The following is a 19904-nucleotide window of genomic DNA, read 5'->3' on the forward strand; positions in this document are numbered from 1 at the left end:
CTTCGACGTCAGGCCGCCTTCGCGTCGAGCGCCGCGCGTGCGCAGGTCTCGTCGGTGACGAGCCCCGACAGCCAGCCGCCGCGCAATGCGGCGATCACCGCATCGCGTTTCTTCGGGCCGCCGGCGAACGCGATCGTCGGGCGCTTCGGCGGCGTGGCGAGCGACACGCTCGTCACGCGCGCGCTCGTCGATACCGCGATCTGCGTGCCCTGCGCATCGATCGGCACGCCGAGCAGCTCGGCCACCGCGCCGAGCGCGGTCATCTCGTCGCGTTCCTGTTCGGTGATGAAGCCGTCCTCGTAGAGCGGGCAGTGCGGGCCGATGTTGCCGATCCCGACGAACGCGACATCGGCCTTGCCCGACAGCGCCTCGACGATCCGGTACAGCCGGTGATTGCACCACTGCGCGCGCTCGACGTCGCTGTCGGCGAACAGCGGCGCGGGCAGCAGGAAGTGCTTGCTGCCGGTTTTCTCGGAGATGTACTGCGCGACGTCGTAGCGGTTCGACGACCCGTCGGCCGCGATCGCGCCGACCATCGACACGAGCCGGTGCTGCGGCCGGTCGATCTGCGCGATCTGCGCGACCGCGGCTTTCAGCGTCCGGCCGCTGCTGACCGCGATGACCATCGGCCGCGTTTCGTTCAGGTAGCGCTCCATCACCTGCGCGCCGGCGACTGCGAGCTTGCGGTCGATCGCGTCGGGTGCATCGGCATCGACGGGCACGACTTCGCACATCGCGAGGCCGTAGCGCTTCGACAGCTGCGCGCCGAGATCGAGACAGTCGGCGAGCTGGTGGTCGACACGCACGCGGATCAGGTTCTTCTCGACTGCGAATGCGACGAGGCGCTGCGCGACCGGGCGCGACACCTGCAGCTTTTCCGCGATTTCGTTCTGCGTGTCGCCCGCGACGTAGTAGAGCCACGCGGCACGCGTGGCGAGATCGAGTTTTTCTGAGGACTTGGACACGATAGCGATTCGGTTTGGATCTGGGCGGGCCGCATGACGGCATCCACTGTACCGCATGTCGCGCACCTGGCCGCCGGCCGGCGCGCGTGACCTGCGGGCGCTTACGCGAGCCGTGCGCGCGACGGTTCGTACAGCGGCCGCACGTGGCGGTACAGCGCGCGGAACGCATCGAGGCGTTCGCGCAGCAGCGCATGGCGGGCGGCATCCGGCGCGTATTCGGCACGCACCGGAGGCTTGGTCAGCACCGCATGCGGATCGCCGCCGACGGCCAGCCAGCCGAGCCGCGCCGCGCCGAGTGCCGCGCCCGTTTCGCCGCCGCCGTGCTGGCGCGTGCGCACGTTCAGCGCATCGGCGATCAGTTGCGCCCAGAACGCGCTGCGTGCGCCGCCGCCGATCAGCGACAGCTGGTCGGTTTCGACGCCGGCCGCATGCAGCGCGTCGAGGCCGTCGGCGAGGCCGAGCGTCACGCCTTCGAGCACCGCGTAGCCGAGATGCGCGCGTTCGGTCGCATGCGTCATCCCGAAGAACACGCCCTGCGCGTACGGATCGTTGTGCGGCGTGCGCTCGCCGGACAGATAGGGCAGGAACAGCGGGGCCGTCGCGAGTGAGTCGGCGTCGAGCGCTTCGACTTCGGCGAGCAGCGCGGGCTCGTCGGTGCCGGTCAGCTTGCAGACCCAGCGCAGGCAGCTCGCGGCCGACAGCACGACGCTCATCAATTGCCAGCGATCGGGAATCGCGTGGCAGAACGCATGCACGGCCGATGCGGAGTTCGGCATGAAGCGGTCGCCGACCACGCTCAGCACGCCCGACGTGCCGAGCGACACGAAGCCGTCGCCCGCGTGGATCGCGCCGATGCCGAGCGCGCTCGTCGCGTTGTCGCCGCCGCCGCCGGCCACCACGACGGCTTCCGACAGCCCGAGTTCGCGTGCGACATCCGCGCGCAGCGTGCCGGACGGCGCATTGCCTTCGACGATGCGGGGCATCTGGTCGCGTGTCATCCCGCACGCGGCGAGCAGCGCGTCGGACCAGTCGCGGCGCGCGACGTCGAGCCACAGCGTGCCGGCCGCGTCGGAGGGATCGGACACCTTCGCGCCGGTCAGCCGGAACCGCAGGTAGTCCTTCGGCATCAGCACGCAGGCGGTCGCCGCGAACACGGCGGGTTCGTGCTTCGCGACCCACAGCAGTTTCGGCGCGGTGAAGCCCGGCATCGCGAGATTGCCCGCCAATGCGTGGAGATCGGGCGCGCGTTCGGTGAGCAGCGCGCATTCGTCTGCGCAGCGCATGTCGTTCCACAGGATCGCGGGGCGCAGCACGCGATCGTCGCGGCCGAGCAGCACGGCGCCGTGCATCTGGCCCGACAGGCCGATGCCGCGCACGGCCGCGAATTCGTGCGGATGCCGCTCGCGCAGGGCGGCGAGCGCGGCGAGCGTACCTTGCCACCAGTCGTCCGGATGCTGTTCGGCCCAGCGCGGATGCGGTCGCGACACGGTGAACGGCGAGCCGGCGGTGCCGACGACCGTGCCGTCCGGGGCGAGCAGCAACACCTTCACTTCCGAGGTGCCGAGGTCGATGCCGAGATACATGAGCGATCCGTTCCGTCAGTGGGGAGTCGCTACTTTAGCCGCGCGGCCGCGCACGTGCCAAGGCAGGTTCGCCCGGATGTGCGTCAGCGAGCCGCGAGCCATGCGTCGACGCGCCAGAGTCCGCCGCGCAGCGCCTCGAACAGCGCCGCGTTGCCGGCGAGCGAGCCCCACAGCGCGCGGCTCGCGCACAGCGCGACGACCGGGTCGTCGGCCCCGACGATCGCTCGCGCGGCGCTTTCGTCCATCACGCCGTCCTGGTACGCGTACGGCAAGGTGCCGCGCGCCCAGCGTTCGAGAAAGCGCAGGAACAGCGCGGGCAATACGGCGGTGGCGACCGGCGCCGCGCCGAGTGCGAACGATTCGACGAGCGTCGGCGCGATGAAGCCGGGGATCTTCGAGAAGCCGTCGGCCGCGACGCGCTGGTTCGTGTCGCGCACGTACGGGTTGCCGAAGCGTTCGAGCACGACGTCCCGGTAGCGCGCGAGATCGAGCGGGCTCGGCGTGAGGCACGGGATCACGTCCTGCGTCACGTAGTCGTGCGCGAAGCGGCGGATCGCCGCGTCATGCGTGCCTTCGTGGATATAGGTGTGGCCCGCGAGCGTGCCGGCCCACGCGATGCAGCTGTGCGTAGCGTTGAGGATGCGGATCTTCGCTTCCTCGTACGGATGGACATCGTCGACGAGTTCGGCGCCCGCCAGCTCCCAGCGCGGCCGGCCGGCCGCGAAGCGGTCCTCGATCACCCACTGGATGAACGATTCGCCCATCACGGGGCACGCGTCGTCGATGCCGGTGGCCGCCAGCACGCGCTCGCGCACGTCGGCGGTCGGGCGTGGCGTGATGCGGTCGACCATCGCGCTCGGCGTGGCAACGTTCGCATCGAACCACGCGAGCAGGTCGGTCAGCCCGCGCCGTTCGAGGAACTCGCGCATCCCCGCGCGAAAGCGCGCGCCGTTGTTGCGCAGGTTGTCGCAGCTCTGCAGCGTGAGCGGGCCCGCGCCGCGCTTCACGCGTTCGGCGAGCAGCGCGGCGAGCGCACCGTACAGCGTCGTGCGCGCGCCCTGCAGGTCGGCCGCGAGATCGGCGTTCGCGAGGTCGAGCCGGTTGTGTTCGTCGAGGTAGTAGCCGCCTTCGGTAACGGTGAACGACACGATCCGGCACGCCGGATCGGCGCCGGCGTCGATCAGTGCGGCGAGATCGATCGACCACGGCAGCACGCGCGTGATCGCGCGGATCGTCTCGTACGCGCGCTCGCCTTGCGGCGTGACGGTTTCGAGCGTGTAGGCGCCGTGCTGCGCGGCGAGCGCGTCCATCGTCGCGTGCATGTCGTCGCGGATGTTGCCGACGGTCAGCGACCAGCGCTCGTCGGCCGGGACGGACGCGTTCACGCGATGCAGATACCACGCCTGGTGCGCGCGGTGAAACGAGCCCGCGCCGATGTGCAGCAGCACGGGCGTGCGGGCGGAGGGCGATGCGCTCATCCGGTGTCTCCTGTTCGTGCCTGACTCTTTCCTGTCGAATGCGACCGACGTGTTCGACGTGTTCGACGAATACGATCATTTGCTCTTTTCGTGAGCGAATGATCGTATTCGGGCGAGCGAAAGTCAAGGCGGGGAAACGGCATTTCGATGGTGCGCTGCGGCGGCGCACGGGCAGGGCAGTGCGGGGAGGGCGCGAACAGGCGGCCGGCGCGGAAAGTGCCGTCAGCGTCCTTCACGCGTCAACGCGACGAGTTCCTCGAGCAGTTTGCCGGCCGGCCCCGGCAGGATGCCGTGACGGCGCCGGAACGCGGTGAGCGTGCGCACCGCGACGACTTCGCGCACGGGCAGCGTGTCGATCGTGCCGGCCCGCTGCTCGGCGCCGTACATCGGCTCGGCCATCCAGCTCAGGAAGCCGGCATGTGCGACGAGGCTCTTCAATGTCGTGACCGAGCGCGTCTCGACCGCGATGTCGGGCAGCGCGAGCCCGTGCGCGTCGAAGGTCGCGCGCATGTGGTCGAACGGCGCGGTGCCGCGCGGCGGAATCGCCCAGCGCGCGTGCAGCGTATCGGCGAGCGTCGGCGCGCGGCCGAGCGCGCGCAGCGGATGGTGCGGCGCCGCAACGATATGGCTGCGATCTTCCCAGCGGCACTCGGGAATCGCGACGATCTCGTCGGTGTCGGGCCCGTGCGCGGACAGCGCGAGATCGATCTCGTGCTTGTTCAGCCCTTCGGCGAGCCGGTCCCACACGCCTTCGATGATCTCGACGCGCAGGTTCGGCCAGCGGTCGAGCACGCGGCCCACCGCGACCGGCAGCACGAGGCTCGCGATGCTGCCCACGGTACCGACCTTGATCGTGCCCTTCGCGAACCCGCGCATCGCGTCGAGTTCCTCGCGCGCGTGCTCGGCCTCGTGCTGCAGCAGCGTCGCGTGCGGCAGCAGCGCCTCGCCGAACGCGGTGAGCTGGACGCCCTTCGAGTGACGCTCGAACAAGGGCGCACCGACCTGGTCCTCGAGCCGCTTCAGGATCCGGCTCAGCGCCGGTTGCGTCACGTGCAGCGCTTCGGCGGCGCGGCCGAGGCTGCCGCACGCGACGATCGTCGTGAAGGCGCGCAATTGTCGGAGATCGAAAGTCATGCCGGAATGTAATGGCTTATCGCAGAAAATACAGTATCCGAGAATGGGTTGTGCTTCGATACTGTGGAAACCGCCAAGCCACCGAGGAGCGCCGAGCATGTCCGGCCATTCGTCCCCTTCCGCCGCATCGATCACCGTTCGCGATGCGGTGATCGACCTGCTTCGCCAGTTCGGCATCGACCGCGTGTTCGGCAACCCCGGCTCGACCGAGCTGCCGATGTTCCGCGACTTCCCCGACGATTTCCGCTACGTGCTCGGTTTGCATGAAGCCGTCGTGGTCGGGATGGCCGACGGCCATGCGCAGGCCACCGGCAATGCGGCGGTCGTCAACCTGCATTCGGCGGCCGGCGTCGGCAACGCGATGGGCAATCTCTTCACCGCCTTCAAGAACCGCACGCCGCTGATCGTCACCGCGGGCCAGCAGGCGCGCGCGATCCTGCCGTTCGACCCGTTTCTTGGCGCGACGCAGGCCGCCGAGCTGCCGAAGCCGTACGTGAAGTGGAGCATCGAGCCCGCGCGCGCACAGGACGTGCCGGCCGCGATTGCGCGTGCGTATCGCATTGCGATGCAGGAACCGCGCGGCCCCGTGTTCGTGTCGATCCCGGTCGACGACTGGGATCAACCGGCCGAGCTGCTGCCGCGCCGCGACGTCAGCAGCGTCGTGCGGCCCGATCCCGATGCGCTCGCGCGGCTCGGCGACGCGCTCGACGCCGCGCGGCGTCCCGCGTTCGTGGTCGGTGCGGCGGTCGATCGCGCCGGTGCGTGGGACGAGGTCGTGCGGCTCGCCGAGCGGCACCGTGCACGCGTGTACGTCGCGCCGATGTCGGGGCGCTGCAGTTTCCCCGAGGACCATCCGCTCTTCGCCGGTTTCCTGCCCGCGATCCGCGAGAAGATCGTCGCGCGGCTCGACGGGCACGACCTCGTGTTCGCGTTCGGCGCGCCTGCGTTCACCTATCACATCGAGGGCTTCGGCCCGCACGTGCCGCCCGGTGCGACGCTCGTGCAGCTCGTCGACGATCCGGGCGTCGCCGCATGGACGCCGTCGGGCGACGCGGTCGTCGGCAACCTGCGGCTCGCCGCGCGCGACCTGCTCGCGCGCCCGGCGCCGCCCGAGCGGCCGATGCCCGCGCCGCGGCCGCCGCGTGCGCGTGTCGAGCCACCCGCCGCCGGCGAGCGCATATCGGTTGCGTTCGCGTTGCAGACGCTCGCCGACGTGCGCGACGCGCACGACATCGTCGTCGAGGAAGCGCCGAGCGCGCGGCCGGTGATGCAGGAACACCTGCCGTTCACGCACAGCGGCACGTTCTACACGATGGACAGCGGCGGGCTCGGCTACGGGATGCCGGCCGCCGTCGGCGTCGCGCTCGCGCAGCCGGGCCGGCGCGTGATCGGGCTGATCGGCGACGGTTCGAGCCTGTATTCGATTCAGGCGTTGTGGAGCGCCGCGCAACTGAAGCTGCCGATCACGTTCGTTATCCTGAACAATCGCCGTTACGCGGCGCTGCAGGATTTCGCGCCGGTGTTCGGCTTCGGCCCGGACGACCCCGTGCAGGGCACCGATCTGCCGAACCTGGATTTCGTCGCACTCGCGCAAGGGATGGGCTGCCGCGGCGTGCGCGTGACCGCTGCCGCGCACCTGCGCGACACGCTGGCCGACGCACTGCGCACCGCGACGCCGGTCGTCGTCGAAGTCGAGATTGCCTGACGCGCGCTGCGCGTCTTTCCGGAGAAGTCATGCAAACCGTAGCGATGCTGATCGGCGGCGAACGCCGCCATTCATCCAGTGGCGCGACCTTCGTGCGCCGCAACCCGCTTGATGGCGAAGTCGCGTCCGAAGCGCCCGCGTGTACCGTCGACGACGCGCGCGCGGCGGCCGATGCGGCCGCCCGCGCATTTCCCGACTGGGCCGCGCTCGGCCCCGGCGCACGCCGCGCGCTGCTGCTGAAGGCGGCCGCCGCGCTCGAAGCGAAGCACGAGCAGTTCGTCGCCGCGATGGCGGCGGAGACGGGTGCCTCCGCGCTGTGGGCCGGCTTCAACGTGCACCTTGCCGCGAGCGGGCTCGTCGAGGCCGCGTCGCTGACCACGCAGGTCGGCGGCGAGCTGATCCCGTCCGATGTGCCCGGTTCGCTCGCGATGGGCGTCCGGCAGCCGGCCGGCGTCGTGCTCGGCATCGCGCCGTGGAACGCGCCGGTGATCCTCGCGACGCGCGCGCTCGCGCTGCCGCTCGCGTGCGGCAACACAGTCGTGCTGAAGGGCTCGGAGCTGTGTCCCGTCACGCACGGGCTGATCGTCGAGGCGCTGCAGGAGGCCGGCCTGCCGCCGGGCGTCGTCAACTTCGTGACGAACGCACCCGAGGATGCGGGCGCCATCGTCGATGCATTGATCGCGCATCCTGCCGTGCGTCGCGTGAATTTCACGGGCTCGACGCGCGTCGGCCGGATCGTCGCCGAAGCGTGCGCGCGCCACCTGAAGCCGTCAGTGCTGGAACTCGGCGGCAAGGCGCCGTTCGTCGTGCTCGACGACGCCGATCTCGACGCGGCGGTCGCGGCGGCCGCGTTCGGCGCGTTCGCGAATTCCGGGCAGATCTGCATGTCGACCGAACGCATCGTGGTCGACGCATCGATTGCCGACGCGTTCGTCGCGAAGCTCGCCGACAAGGCCGCGTCGTTGCCGCTCGGCGACCCGCGCAACGGGCCCGTCGTGCTCGGTTCGCTGATCGACCTGAAGGCCGTCGAGCGCTGCAACGCGCTGATCGACGATGCGCTCGCGCACGGCGCGACGCTCGTGTGCGGCGGCAAGGCCGACAGCACGCTGTTCCCGGCCACGCTGCTCGATCATGTCACACCGGCGATGCGCATCTACGCGGAAGAGTCGTTCGGCCCGGTGAAGGGCATCGTGCGCGTCGACGGCGAGGCGGCCGCGATCCGTTGCGCGAACGACAACGCGTTCGGGTTGTCGTCGGCCGTGTTCAGCCGCGACATCGCGCGTGCGATGCGCGTCGCGGCACGCATCGAATCGGGCATCTGCCACGTGAACGGCCCGACCGTGCACGACGAGGCACAGATGCCGTTCGGCGGCGTGAAGGACAGCGGCTTCGGCCACTTCGGCGGCAAGGCCGGCATCGCGGCGTTCACGGACCTGCGCTGGATCACGGTGCAGACCGCACCGCGCCACTATCCGTTCTGACGAGGCCGCCGACGATGAGGATTGCGATTCTGGGCGCCGGCGCGATGGGCTCGCTGTTCGGCGGGCTGCTGGCCGAAAGCGGCGAGGCCGTCACGCTGATCGACGTGAACGACGCGCATCTCGATGCGATCCGCCGTGACGGGCTGCGCATCGATGACGATCGTGGTGAACGCACCATCCGTACGTTGCAGGCCGTGCGGCCGGAAGCCGCGAATGCGGACGCAGCCGCGTCGCCCGACACACCGTTCGACCTGCTGATCGTTTTCACGAAGTCGCTGCACACGCGCCACGCGCTGGACGGCGTGCGCGCGCTGCTGAGCCCCTACACGTACGTGCTGACGCTGCAGAACGGGCTTGGCAACGTCGAGACGTTGAATGCGTTCGTGCCGATCGAGCGCATTCTCGTCGGCGTCACGACCTGGCCCGCCGATCTTGCCGGGCCAGGCCACGTGCATTCGCACGGTGCAGGCGTCATCAAGATGATGACGGCCGACGGCGCGGAGCGCACGTTCGCGGCCGCCGTCGCCGATGCACTGTCGCGCGCGGGGCTCGCGTGCTCGCTCGATGACGACGTGTGGGCTGCGATCTGGGAGAAGGTCGCGTTCAATGCGGCGCTCAACACGCTGTGCGCGGTGACACGTTGCACGGTCGACCAGCTCGGCGAACACCACGACGGGCTGCGGCTCGCGCAGACGATCGCCGCCGAGACGGCGGCGGTCGCGCGCGCGAAGGGCATCGCGGTCGACGGCGAGCGCATCGCGCGCAACGTCGAGCATGCGATCCGCGAGCATCGCGGCCATCGCCCGTCGATGCTGCAGGACGTGCTCGCGGGCCGTCGCACGGAAATCGACGCGATCAGCGGCAAGGTCGTCGCGGCCGCGCGCGAAGCGGGCGTCGCGGTGCCGCATGCGGAAACGCTGCTCGCACTGGTCAGGCTGATCGACGCGCGGATGAACTGAGCATCAGGCTGGCGGCGCTGCCTGCGCCGCACGACGATACGGGCGCGTCGCGCGCAGACGACGGCACCGGATCGGGACAGGTTGGACGAGACACCGGGGCCGCCGCCGATGCGTCGACACCGGCCGACTGCGCAGCACGAGATCCGGCACGCGCCACAGCGCGGCAGCCCGGACAACAGGAGACGCCATGAAAGCCATCGAACGCCGTTGTCTTGTCGCGCGCCGTGCGCGCACGTTGCCGCGTCAGCGCGGCGCACGGGAGGCCGCATGAGCACGCGCGACGGATTGCAGTCGCCGTCCGTCGACATCGGCGCGACGCTCGACGACGGGCCGTTCACGACGATGCAGCGCTGCGTGGTGCTGCTCGCCGCGCTCGCGATCGTGCTCGACGGCTTCGACGGCCAGCTGATCGGCTTCGCGATTCCGGTGCTGATCCGCGAATGGGGCATCACGCGTGGCGCGTTCGCGCCGGCGGTGGCGGCCGGGCTGATCGGGATGGGGATCGGCAGCGCGTGCGCGGGGATCGTCGCGGATCGCTTCGGCCGTCGCCAGGCTGTGATCGGCAGCGTGTTCCTGTTCGGCATCGCGACCTGCGCGATCGGCTTCGCACCGGACGTCACGGCGATCGCGATGCTGCGCTTCGTCGCGGGGCTCGGCATCGGCGGTGCATTGCCGACGGCCACGACGATGACCGCCGAATACACGCCCGCGCGGCGCCGCACGATGATGGTGACCGCGACGATCGTCTGCGTGCCGCTCGGCGGAATGCTGGCCGGCCTGTTCGCGCACGAGGTGCTGCCGCGCTACGGCTGGCGCGGGCTGTTCTTCGCGGGCGGTGCGTTGCCGCTCGTGCTCGGCTTCGTGCTCGTGCGCGCGCTGCCCGAATCGCCGCGCTATCTCGCGCGGCGCCCTGCGCGCTGGCCGGAACTCGGCGCGCTGCTTGCCAGGATGCAGCGGCCGGTCGCGGCGGGCACCGTGTTCACCGATCTGAAAGATGCACGCGCGGCAGGCGGCCGCGGCGGCTTCGGCGCGCTGTTCGCGAGCGGTCAGGCGCGCGACACGATCGCCCTGTGGGGCGCGTTCTTCATGTGTCTGCTCGCCGTCTATGCGGCGTTCAGCTGGCTGCCGACGATGCTGGCGGCGAGCGGGCTGAGCGTGTCGGTCGCGGGTACCGGGCTCACCGCGTACAACCTCGGCGGCGTGATCGGCGCGCTGCTGTGCGCATGGACGATCGCGCACGCCGGGTCGCGCTGGCCGCTCGTGCTGTGCAGCATCGGCGGCGCGGCGAGCGCGGTGTGGCTGATGGGCGTCGATGCCAGCCGCCACACGGGCTGGCTGATCGTCGGGCTCGGTCTGCACGGATTGTTCGTCAACGCGGTGCAGTCGACGATGTATGCGCTCTGCGCGTACATCTACCCGACCGCGGTGCGCGCGACGGGCACCGCGAGCGCGCTCGCGTTCGGCCGGCTCGGCGCGATCCTCAGCGCGTTCGCGGGCGCGGTCGTGATCACCACGGGCGGCGCCACGGCCTATCTGACGATGCTGGCGATCGCGATGGGGGTGGTCTGCGTCGCGCTGCTCGTCGTGCGACGGCATATTCCGCGACTGTCGCGCGCGGCGGTGCAGCCGCGCGAAGGGGAGGAACTGGCCCGCACGTCGTCGTGACGGCGCGCGGGCCCAGGGGCGAGTCGTGCGTTACAGCGTGGTGCGCACGTGCCAGAGCTCGGGGAACAGGACGACGTCGAGCATCTTGCGCAGGTACGGCGCACCGCTGGTGCCGCCGGTGCCTTGCTTGAAGCCGATGATGCGCTCGACGGTCGTCACGTGACGGAAGCGCCACTGGCGGAACGCATCCTCGAGATCGACGAGTTCCTCGGCCATCTCGTAGAGCTCCCAGTGCTGCTGCGGGTGACGGTACACCTCGAGCCACGCGGCTTCGACCGTCTCGTCATGTCGGGTCGGCTGCGTCCAGTCGCGCTCGAGCCGCTCCGCCGCGATCGGGAAGCCGCGCCGCGCGAGCAGGCGCACGACTTCATCGTAGAACGACGGCGCTTCGAGCGTCGCACGCACTTGCTCGAGGATGTCGGGCCGGTGCGCATGCGGCTGCAGCATCTGCACGTTCTTGTTGCCGAGCAGGAATTCGAGCTGCCGATACTGGTACGACTGGAAGCCCGACGACTGCCCGAGATACGGTCGCATCGCCGAATATTCGGACGGCGTCATCGTCGACAGCACGTTCCACGCCTGCACGAGCTGTTCGAGGATGCGCGACACCCGCGCGAGCATCTTGAACGCGGGCGGCAGCGCATCGGTGCGCACCGCATCGAGTGCGCCGCGCAACTCGAACAGCGCGAGCTTCATCCACAGCTCGCTCGTCTGATGCTGGATGATGAACAGCATCTCGTTGTGATCGGGCGACAGCGGATGCTGCGCGTCGAGGATCGAATTCAGCGACAGGTAGTCGCCATAGCTCATCGACTTCGAGAAATCGAGCTGCGCGTTGTGCCAGCCGGCATCGCCGGGCACGTGCGACGCTTCGTGCGCGGCCTGGGCCGGTTGCGCCGTATGCGCGGCGCGTGCGCCCGAGAACGGGCAGCCCGCCGGCGCGTCGTTGCCGGGTGGCTGCATATGACCAGATTTCACGACTCTCTCCAGATTTGAATGACGGGGCGCGGCGCGCGGCTTGCGCACGCCGGGCGAGGCCGATCAGGTCACCGCGCCGCGTTCGGCGAACTCGGGCGCCTTCCACGCGTCGGTGGCGAGGATGTCGCGCAGCGTCTCGACGGCATCCCACACGTCGGCGAAGCGCGTATAGAGCGGCGTGAAGCCGAAGCGCAGCACGTACGGCTCGCGGTAGTCGCCGATCACGCCGCGCGCGATCAGCGCCTGCATCACTTCGTAGCCGTGCGGATGTTCGAAGCTCGCCTGCGAGCCGCGCTGGTGATGCGCGCGCGGCGTGACGAGCTTCAGCGACAGGCCCGCGCAGCGCGCTTCGACGAGCGCGATGAATGCGTCGGTCAGCGCGAGCGACTTGCGGCGGATCGCGTGCATGTCGGTCTGCAGGAACACGTCGAGCCCGCATTCGACCATCGACATCGACACGATCGGCTGCGTGCCGCACAGGAAGCGCGCGATGCCCGGATCGGGCGCGAAGCCCGGCTGCATCGCGAACGGTGCGCGGTGGCCCCACCAGCCGGACAGCGGCTGCGAGAAATGCGCGTGATGGCGCTGCGGCACCCACACGAAGGCGGGCGAGCCGGGGCCGCCGTTCAGGTACTTGTACGTGCAGCCGACCGCGCCGTCCGCGCGCGCGCCGTTCAGGTCGACCGGCACCGCGCCGGCCGAGTGCGCGAGATCCCACAGCATCAGCCCACCCGCGTCGTGCACGAGCTGCGTGACGGCCGGCATGTCGTGCATGTAGCCGGTGCGGTAGTTCACGTGCGTGATCATCGCGACGGCCGTGTCCGCGCCGAGTGCGCCGGGCAGGTCGGCCGGGTCGTCGATCAGGCGCAGTTCGTAGTCGCCGCCGAGCTGTTCGATCAGCCCCTGCGCGATATACAGGTCGGTCGGGAAGTTCGAGCGTTCCGACACGATCACGCGGCGCTCGGGCGCGCGCTCGGCCTGATGGCGCACCATCGCCGACAGCAGCTTGAACAGGTTGATCGAGATCGTGTCGGTCACGACCGTCTCGCCGGGGGCGCCGCCGATCAGCGTCGCGAGCTTGTCGCCGAGACGGCGCGGCAGCGCGAACCAGCCAGCCGTGTTCCAGCTGCGGATCAGGCCTTCGCCCCATTCGGCGCCGATTACCTGCTGTGCGCGGGTGGCCGACGCGCTCGGCTGCGCGCCGAGCGAGTTGCCGTCGAGGTAGATCACGCCGTCGGGCAGGGAGAACTGGTCGCGCAGCGGGGCGAGCGGATCGTCGCGGTCGAGCGCGAGCGCGTCTTCACGGGTCTTGATCATGATGTGGGTCGTCAGTCGGGGTAATCAGGAGGCACGCGCGGGCAGCGCGCGCAGCACCGCGCGCACGGGGCTCGCGTCGAGCGTCGCGAATTTCAGCGGCAGTGCGATCAGTTCGTAGTCGTCGGGCGGCACGTCGTCGAGCACGATGCCTTCGAGAATCGCCATCCGGTGCGCGCGCACGCGGTGATGCGCATCCATCGTCTTCGATTCCTGCGGGTCGAGCGACGGCGTATCGATGCCGATCAGCTTTACGCCGTGCGCGGCCAGCAGGTCGATGGTGTCCGGCGCGACCGCGCAGAAGCCGGTGTCCCATTGCGCGAGCGGCGCCTGCGCATAGGTGCGCAGCAACACGCGCGGCGGTACGCCATCGAGCGCGGCCGCGACATCGGCCGGCTGCACGACCGGCGATGCGCCGATGCAATGGATCACGCGGCACGGGCCGAGGTAGGTGTCGAGCGGCACGGCGCCGATCGGCGCGCCGTCGGCGTCGTAGTGCAGCGGCGCGTCGCAGTGCGCGCCCGTGTGCGGCGACAGTGTCAGGCGCGCGACGTTGACCGGCGAGCCGGCCTCCATCCGCCACACGCGTTCGACGGAAACCGGCGTATCGCCCGGCCACACGGGGGTGGCGGGGCTGACAGGCGGCGAGATGTCCCAGAGGGTGTTCATGGCATGACGATTCGGTGAGTCGATCCTTCGAATGATAGGTGGACGCTCGTCGAAAGTGCTTGCGAAATAAACATGGACAATCCGCCGGATTGGCAGATAATTCGACTCAGAGGGAAAACGGGGACCAAAAATGCACGCGATCACGCTCGATGCTACCGACTGCCGGATTCTGGCGGTGCTGCAGGAAGAGGGCAGAATCAGCAATCTCGATCTGGCGGAACGGATTTCGCTTTCGCCATCCGCCTGTCTGCGCCGCATGCGCCTGCTCGAGGAGCAGGGCGTGATCGAGCACTATCGTGCGTGCCTGAGCCGCGAGAAGCTCGGCTTCGAACTCGAGGCGTTCGTTCAGGTGTCGATGCGCAACGAAGAAAATCAATGGCACGAGCGCTTCGCGGAAGCGCTGCGCGAATGGCCGGAGGTCGTCGGCGCGTTCGTCGTGACGGGCGAAAGCCACTATCTGCTGCGCGTGCTCGCGCACAACCTCAAGCACTATTCGGATTTCGTGCTGAACCGGCTCTACAAGGCGCCGGGCGTGATGGACATCCGTTCGAACATCGTGCTGCAGACGCTGAAGGATGAAGCCGGCGCGCCGGTCGGGCTGGCGCGCACGGGGGCGATCAAAGCGGTGTAAGGCCGTGGAAGCCGCCGCCGTGGAACACGAGCGGCGCTTCGGCGTTCGGCACGCGGACGCCGCAGCGCTCCACTTCGCCGACGAAGATCACGTGATCGCCTTCGTCGTAGCGGCTGCGGTTGTGGCACTCGAACCACGCGAGCGCGCCGTCGAGCACCGGCATCCCGGAGTTACCGGCCGCATGCGCGATCCCTTCGAAGCGGTCGCCCTTGTAGCTTGAGAAGCGCTTGCACAGGTCGAGCTGCGACGCGGCGAGCACGTTCACCACGTAATGGCTGTTGCCGCGGAACACCGGCGTCGATGCCGATTTGTGCGCGAGGCTCCATAGCACGAGCGGCGGATCGAGCGACACCGAGTTGAACGAACTCGCGGTGATGCCGATCAGTTGCCCGGACGGCGCCTGTGTCGTGATGACGGTTACGCCCGTCGCGAACTGGCCGAGTGCCTGGCGGAACGCGGTCACGTCGAAATCCGGCGGAGTGGCGCGGCTCATCGGGCGGCCATCCGGAACGAAACGGGCGGGCACGGCGCGCGGCGGGTGCAACGGGCGGGGTGGACGAAAGGCGACAAGGCGGTCGGAGCGGAAGTGGTGCGCATGGCCCGATTTTAGCGGAATCGGGGCCGCCGGGCCCGGCCAGGCGGCGCAATGCGGGGATAGGGTGACGTAGCGAACACTGCGGTGCGCTGCCGGATGCGCGATTGGGTGCGTCCGCCCCGGCCGTTCTGTCGCGTTTTTTGTGCGGCGTCGCTGCGCGGGCCGGTACGGCGGCGTCACCCCTGGCATCGATACCTGCGCTATCGCGCCGCCGCCAGTCCGAGCGACAGCGCGCCCGTCACGATCAGGCTCGACGCCCACACGGCATCGAGATTGAACCAGCTCCGCGACACGAATTTCAGCCCGAGATAGCGGTACACGAGCCATGCGAGCCCGCCGCCGGCGCTGATCATCGCGATCGCATGCACGACCGCGACGACCAGCGCCATCCCGAGATGCGCATCGACGAGCGTGGCCGCCGCGCGGTGGCCGGCGTCCCGGTCGAGCCCGCACAACCCGAGGTAGATCGGCACCAGCATCAGCCCCGCGCCATGCGCGATCGCGACCGCGAACGACCACAGGCCGAGCCGGGCGGGCGGAATCCGCGCGAGCGCGCGCGGATGCCGGCGCCGGATCAGCAGCACGGCGCCGAAGCCGATCACGAGCGCGCTCGCGCCGATCCGGATCGCCGTTTGCCACGCGAGCAGCGCGGCGAGCAGCCCGAACGGCAGCATCACCGTGAAGACCGCGAGCGCATGGCCGAGCGCGAGATAGCCGAGCGCTGCGACGAGCGCGCTGCCGCGGCGCGTCATCAGCGCGTTCGACACCGCGAGCGGCCAGCCCATCGCGGGGTTGAGCCCGTGATACACCCCGCTCGCGAGCACGGCCGCCCACAGCGCGAGCGGGGCGTGAAGGCTGGCGTTCAACGCTTGACCGACGGATAGCAGAACGAGTCGGTCGAGCAGTCGCCGCCTTCAAGCCGGATCTGGTGCGCGCGATAGCCGTCGGGGAACTCGACCCAGTAGTCGTCGGCGAGCGTCAGCCCGCCTTCCGGCCCCACATGCGCGAGCACCTGCGCGGCCGGCACGCCGTCGGGGTAGAACTGGTCGTCCCACGTCGAATAGAGCGAGTTGGTCCAGTACACGCGCTTCCCGTCGCGGCTGATCTCGACCATCTGCGGGCCGCCGGCGAACGCGCGGCCGTTCGCGTGCGGCGCGCGGCGCACGATGCCGCCGATGCGCACCAACCCCGCGAGCACCGGGTGGTGCGGATCCGACACGTCGTACTGGCGCATCTCGCCGGTGCCCCAGCACGACACGTAAAGGAAGCGGTCGTCGAGCGACAGGTCGATGTCGGTCACGAGCGGCGGCACGGCGCCGAATCCCTTGAGCAGCGGCGGCAGTTCGTCGGCCGCGGCCGGCTCGGCCGGGATCGTCGCGGTCTTCTTCACATGGAACTGGCCGCCTTCGCGCCACCAGGTCCAGATCGAGCCTTCGAGATTCGTCGTGTCGACCACCACGCCGACGAACCCGTATTCGCGCACCGGGTCGTGCGCGGGCCGCACCTCGAGCGCCATCTGGTGATTCGCGCCGAGATCGATCGTCTGCACGTTGCGCCGCGCGCGCAGATCCCAGAAATGCAGCCGGTGCCCGTACTTGTTCGCGAGCAGATCCTCGGGGACGATGCCGTTTTCGAACTGCGGCGGCAGCGCCCATTCGCTCGACACCATGTAGTCGCGCGGCAGGTTCCACCAGAAGTCGTAATGCTTGTCCTGCGGGCCGCGGTCGATCTCCCAGCGGCCGAGCACGTCGAAGGTTTCGCAATCCATGATGAAGATGCCGGGCGCGCCGTCGGTGCCGTCCTTGCCCGCGCCGCCAAGCGTGCTCACGTAGATGCCCTCGGGGCCGCAGTGCACTGTGTGCGGGCGCGAGTAGCCGGTCTTTGCGAAGATCTCGCCGGGTTCGACGATCTTGTGGATGCGCGCCTGCGTCGGGTGCGGCTTCGTGTCGATCACGTAGATGCGCGACGAGCGCAGGCCCGGGATGATCAGGAAGCGGCGCTCGAGAAACGCGTGGCCCGTGAGCGGCGACAGGGACGACGAACAGGCATTCCAGCCGAAGTGGTGAAACTCGTCGCCGGTGTTCGGCATCGTGACCGTGTGCACGATTTTTCCGTAGGTCGACGAGCCGGGCTTCACGTCGATCACGGCGAGCGCGTCGGGTCTGGAAAAATCGGGGCTCAGCAACAACGTATAGGCAAACTCTTCCGCCGGCGCCTGCATCGCAAGCTCGGGCGAAGCGTGAAACGTCGGGTCAGGCCGCATGCTCATGGTGATGCCCTCTCGATGGTGTCGGATCGTGGCCGCACGGCCGTTCGTTGCGGACGTGCGGGCCAGGGTGGCCGCGCGGCGCGCGACACGCCGGCGGGAGCGATCGGCTGGCGGATGCACGCGTCGGCGACACGTGCGGCGCCGTGCATCAGATCGTGAAAGCGGATAAAGGCGATGGGCCGGCTCGCCGCACCTGGCGCAACACGGGGGCACGGCAGGGCGATGGCACAGTCGAAGCGACAGCCCGCGACGCGGCAACGGCGCGGCGGGTGACGTGGGTGATTTCTGTTGAGGCGTGCATATCGATGTTCCGGCAGATGATGTTTGCATCAGGGTCGGGCATGCATCGGACGCGATGCGCGGCGCGACGGGTTTGCCGTCGGGTTCGCGCGTGCCTCAGTGTAGACGAGAAAAGGGTGTGCCGTTCGCGCGCGGTACCTGCCCAATCGGCCGGGTTCGCACGCGAGTGAGATACTTGTCGAAGTGCCGCTGCGCCCCGCATCCTGCGCGGGCAGCGGCGATGCGTAACGATGGCGCCGGCGCATGCGTGCCGGCTGCCGTCATCAACGAGGGGCTGATTTCATGGGGAACGAAATGCTTGAAACCGCGACTGTGGGCGGCGGGTGCTTCTGGTGCACGGAGGCGGTGTTCCTCGACGTCGACGGCGTGACGGCCGTCCAGTCGGGCTACGCGGGCGGCCATACGCGCAATCCCGGCTATCGTGACATCTGCGAAGGCGACACGGGCCACGCGGAAGTCGTCAACGTGACGTTCGATCCGGCGCGCATCGGCTATCGCGAGATCCTCGAGATCTTCTTCGCGACGCACGATCCGACCCAGTTGAACCGGCAGGGCAACGACGTCGGCACGCAGTACCGTTCGGTCGTGTTCACGCATTCGGACGCGCAGCGCGACACGGCGCTCGACGTGATCCGCGAGCTGGAGCGCGAGCAGGTGTTCGGGCAGCCGATCGTCACGCAGGTCGTGCCGCTCGACGACAACTACTGGCCGGCCGAGGACTATCACCAGAACTATTACGCGCGTAACCCGGGGCAGGGCTACTGCTCGGTCGTGATCGGGCCGAAGCTCGCGAAATTCCGGCAGAAGTTCTCGCACCGGCTGAAGTCGCTGCGCGGCGCGTAAGCGCGGCCGGCGCAAGCTGGTATCAAGCCGCCTCGTTGCGCCACTGCGCGCACGCGGCGGCGATCTCGCGCGCGAGCGCGATGCACGACAGCGGCGCGGAGCCTTCCGCCTTGTTGTTGATCGTGATGATCACCGGCTGCCCGGCCAGCGCATAGCGCGCGGCCAGTTCGGCGAGCGCCGAGCGCGTGGCCGGATCCTCGTCGACGAGCTTGTCGAACGGCTCGTACTTTGCTTTCGCCTGTTCATACTTGAAGCCGCCGTGCAGGCTCCAGCGCACGATCAGCGGGCCCGGCGCATCGCCGTCGAGCAGCGCGAGCGCGGCCGCCTGGCGCAGCGGGTCGGGCATCCGCGCGTGCAGGCCGACGCAGTAGCGCACGCCGAGCGCGGCGAGCGCGCGGATGAAGCGCGGCGTGAGCAGACTCGCGTCGCGAATCTCGATCGCATAGCGGGTGCCGTCGGCTTCCGGCGGCAGCGGCGGCAGCGCCGCGAAGAACGCGGCGAGCCGGTCGATCAGCGCGGCCGGCTGGGCGAGCAGCTGATCGGGCAGCGGCGAGAATTGGAACACGAGCACGCCGGCTTTCCGGCCGAGCCCTTCGAGGCAAGGCTGCACGAATTCGCGGGTGGCGAGCGCCGCGTCGAGGAAGGTCGGGTTCGGCCCCGATGGTTCGCCGCGTCGGCCGCGGATCACCGCATCGGTCACGGAGGCCGGCGCCTTCACGACGAAGCGGAAATCGTCGGGCACCTGCTGCGCATAGCGCAGGTAGTCGGCCACCGACAGCGGGCCGTAGAACGACCGGTCGAGGCTCACGCTCTTCAGCAGCGGATGCGCGCCGTACGCTTCGAGCCCTTCGCGCGACAGCTTGGTCTGCGCGAAGTCGCCGTCGTAGACGATGCCGTCCCAACCGGGGAAGTACCACGACGACGTGCCGAGCCGGACGTTCGGCGGCAGGCCGGCCGCTGCGTCGGCCACCTCCGGCGCGATCGGCGCGGGCAGCACGCCGCGCCGGCGCCGGCCTTTCTTCGGCGGTGCGGCTGGCGGGGACGGTTCGTCCCACAGCTGGCCGGAAGCGGCAGGCGGGGTTTCGTCTGAAGAACGGGAGTGGGCGCGCGGAGCCGGCCGCGCATCGTCGGGCGCGTCCGGTGTCACGTGCTCGTCGGTGTTGGCAGGCCGGCCATCGTCCTCCGGCGACGCGCGTGCAGCGTCGGCCGGCACGCCGAACAGGTCGAATTGCCCGTCGGCGTGCGGCGCATCCGCGTCGTCGTGCTGCTGTCGTTCCGGCGGCGCCTTGCGCCGCGTCCTGCCGTCACCCATGCATGCCCAGCGTGAAGCGCCGC

Annotated in this window: 17 protein-coding genes; 6 read left to right on the forward strand and 11 right to left on the reverse strand. The window is 69.7% G+C overall.

The window, feature by feature from the left end; all coding sequences use genetic code 11:
- Positions 1 to 8: 8 nt before the first annotated feature.
- The 4 genes from QZM67_RS18675 to QZM67_RS18690 all read right to left on the reverse strand — a co-directional run bounded on the left by QZM67_RS18675 (position 9) and on the right by QZM67_RS18690 (position 5160).
- Positions 9 to 1022, reverse strand: a complete 1014-nt coding sequence (locus tag QZM67_RS18675) for a sugar-binding transcriptional regulator (protein WP_175022010.1) — start codon at positions 1020 to 1022, stop codon at positions 9 to 11.
- A gap of 44 nt (positions 1023 to 1066) precedes the next feature.
- The gene (gene xylB / locus QZM67_RS18680; protein ID WP_175022009.1) at positions 1067 to 2548 is read right to left on the reverse strand and encodes a xylulokinase; all 1482 of its coding nucleotides are present in this window, start codon (positions 2546 to 2548) and stop codon (positions 1067 to 1069) included.
- 83 nt (positions 2549 to 2631) lie between these two features.
- Complete coding sequence (gene dalD, locus QZM67_RS18685; RefSeq protein WP_301805671.1) at positions 2632 to 4026, reverse strand: D-arabinitol 4-dehydrogenase; 1395 nt, start codon at positions 4024 to 4026, stop codon at positions 2632 to 2634.
- 222 nt (positions 4027 to 4248) lie between these two features.
- Positions 4249 to 5160 (reverse strand): LysR family transcriptional regulator, encoded by a 912-nt coding sequence (locus tag QZM67_RS18690; RefSeq protein ID WP_301805674.1) that lies wholly within the window; start codon positions 5158 to 5160, stop codon positions 4249 to 4251.
- Positions 5161 to 5257: 97 nt separating this feature from the next.
- Here QZM67_RS18690 and mdlC point away from each other — a divergent pair, with 97 nt between their 5' ends.
- The 4 genes from mdlC to QZM67_RS18710 all read left to right on the forward strand — a co-directional run bounded on the left by mdlC (position 5258) and on the right by QZM67_RS18710 (position 10970).
- Entirely contained in the window at positions 5258 to 6865 is a 1608-nt protein-coding gene (gene mdlC / locus QZM67_RS18695) for a benzoylformate decarboxylase (protein WP_301805676.1), read from the forward strand.
- A gap of 29 nt (positions 6866 to 6894) precedes the next feature.
- A complete protein-coding gene (locus tag QZM67_RS18700) occupies positions 6895 to 8346 on the forward strand; it encodes an aldehyde dehydrogenase (RefSeq protein WP_301805679.1) in 1452 nt (483 codons plus the stop codon).
- 14 nt (positions 8347 to 8360) lie between these two features.
- The gene (locus tag QZM67_RS18705; RefSeq protein WP_301805681.1) at positions 8361 to 9305 is read left to right on the forward strand and encodes a ketopantoate reductase family protein; all 945 of its coding nucleotides are present in this window, start codon (positions 8361 to 8363) and stop codon (positions 9303 to 9305) included.
- 267 nt (positions 9306 to 9572) lie between these two features.
- A complete protein-coding gene (locus tag QZM67_RS18710) occupies positions 9573 to 10970 on the forward strand; it encodes an MFS transporter (protein WP_301805684.1) in 1398 nt (465 codons plus the stop codon).
- A gap of 30 nt (positions 10971 to 11000) precedes the next feature.
- Here QZM67_RS18710 and kynA read toward each other — a convergent pair whose 3' ends face one another.
- The 3 genes from kynA to kynB form a co-directional block, all read right to left on the reverse strand.
- Positions 11001 to 11933, reverse strand: a complete 933-nt coding sequence (gene kynA / locus QZM67_RS18715; protein WP_175022074.1) for a tryptophan 2,3-dioxygenase — start codon at positions 11931 to 11933, stop codon at positions 11001 to 11003.
- Positions 11934 to 12011: 78 nt separating this feature from the next.
- A complete protein-coding gene (gene kynU, locus QZM67_RS18720) occupies positions 12012 to 13262 on the reverse strand; it encodes a kynureninase (protein ID WP_301805776.1) in 1251 nt (416 codons plus the stop codon).
- A gap of 27 nt (positions 13263 to 13289) precedes the next feature.
- Positions 13290 to 13931 carry an arylformamidase gene (gene kynB, locus QZM67_RS18725; protein ID WP_301805687.1) on the reverse strand — a complete coding sequence of 214 codons (642 nt, stop codon included), beginning with the start codon at positions 13929 to 13931 and terminating at the stop codon, positions 13290 to 13292.
- Positions 13932 to 14061: 130 nt separating this feature from the next.
- Between kynB and QZM67_RS18730 the strand changes: the two genes are divergently transcribed.
- A complete protein-coding gene (locus QZM67_RS18730; protein WP_006477992.1) occupies positions 14062 to 14562 on the forward strand; it encodes an Lrp/AsnC family transcriptional regulator in 501 nt (166 codons plus the stop codon).
- Here the strand turns inward: QZM67_RS18730 and QZM67_RS18735 are convergent.
- The 3 genes from QZM67_RS18735 to QZM67_RS18745 all read right to left on the reverse strand — a co-directional run bounded on the left by QZM67_RS18735 (position 14549) and on the right by QZM67_RS18745 (position 17426).
- Positions 14549 to 15055: a flavin reductase family protein gene (locus tag QZM67_RS18735; RefSeq protein ID WP_043190113.1), complete on the reverse strand. Its 507-nt coding sequence runs from the start codon at positions 15053 to 15055 to the stop codon at positions 14549 to 14551. The genes QZM67_RS18730 and QZM67_RS18735 overlap by 14 nt on opposite strands.
- 302 nt (positions 15056 to 15357) lie before the next feature.
- On the reverse strand, positions 15358 to 16023 hold the full coding sequence (locus QZM67_RS18740; RefSeq protein WP_301805690.1) for a hypothetical protein: 666 nt from the start codon (positions 16021 to 16023) through the stop codon (positions 15358 to 15360).
- On the reverse strand, positions 16020 to 17426 hold the full coding sequence (locus QZM67_RS18745; RefSeq protein ID WP_301805693.1) for a selenium-binding protein SBP56-related protein: 1407 nt from the start codon (positions 17424 to 17426) through the stop codon (positions 16020 to 16022). Before QZM67_RS18745 ends, QZM67_RS18740 begins: the two co-directional genes overlap by 4 nt.
- A 582-nt stretch (positions 17427 to 18008) precedes the next feature.
- Here QZM67_RS18745 and msrA point away from each other — a divergent pair.
- Entirely contained in the window at positions 18009 to 18569 is a 561-nt protein-coding gene (msrA, locus tag QZM67_RS18750) for a peptide-methionine (S)-S-oxide reductase MsrA (RefSeq protein WP_043190104.1), read from the forward strand.
- Positions 18570 to 18591: 22 nt separating this feature from the next.
- On the opposite strand, the gene QZM67_RS18755 is transcribed toward msrA, so the two are convergent.
- Entirely contained in the window at positions 18592 to 19881 is a 1290-nt protein-coding gene (locus QZM67_RS18755; protein ID WP_301805697.1) for a DUF72 domain-containing protein, read from the reverse strand.
- Between the last annotated feature and the right edge of the window lie 23 nt (positions 19882 to 19904).

This window comes from Burkholderia sp. AU45251 (assembly GCF_030482905.1).
GTDB lineage: Bacteria > Pseudomonadota > Gammaproteobacteria > Burkholderiales > Burkholderiaceae > Burkholderia > Burkholderia aenigmatica.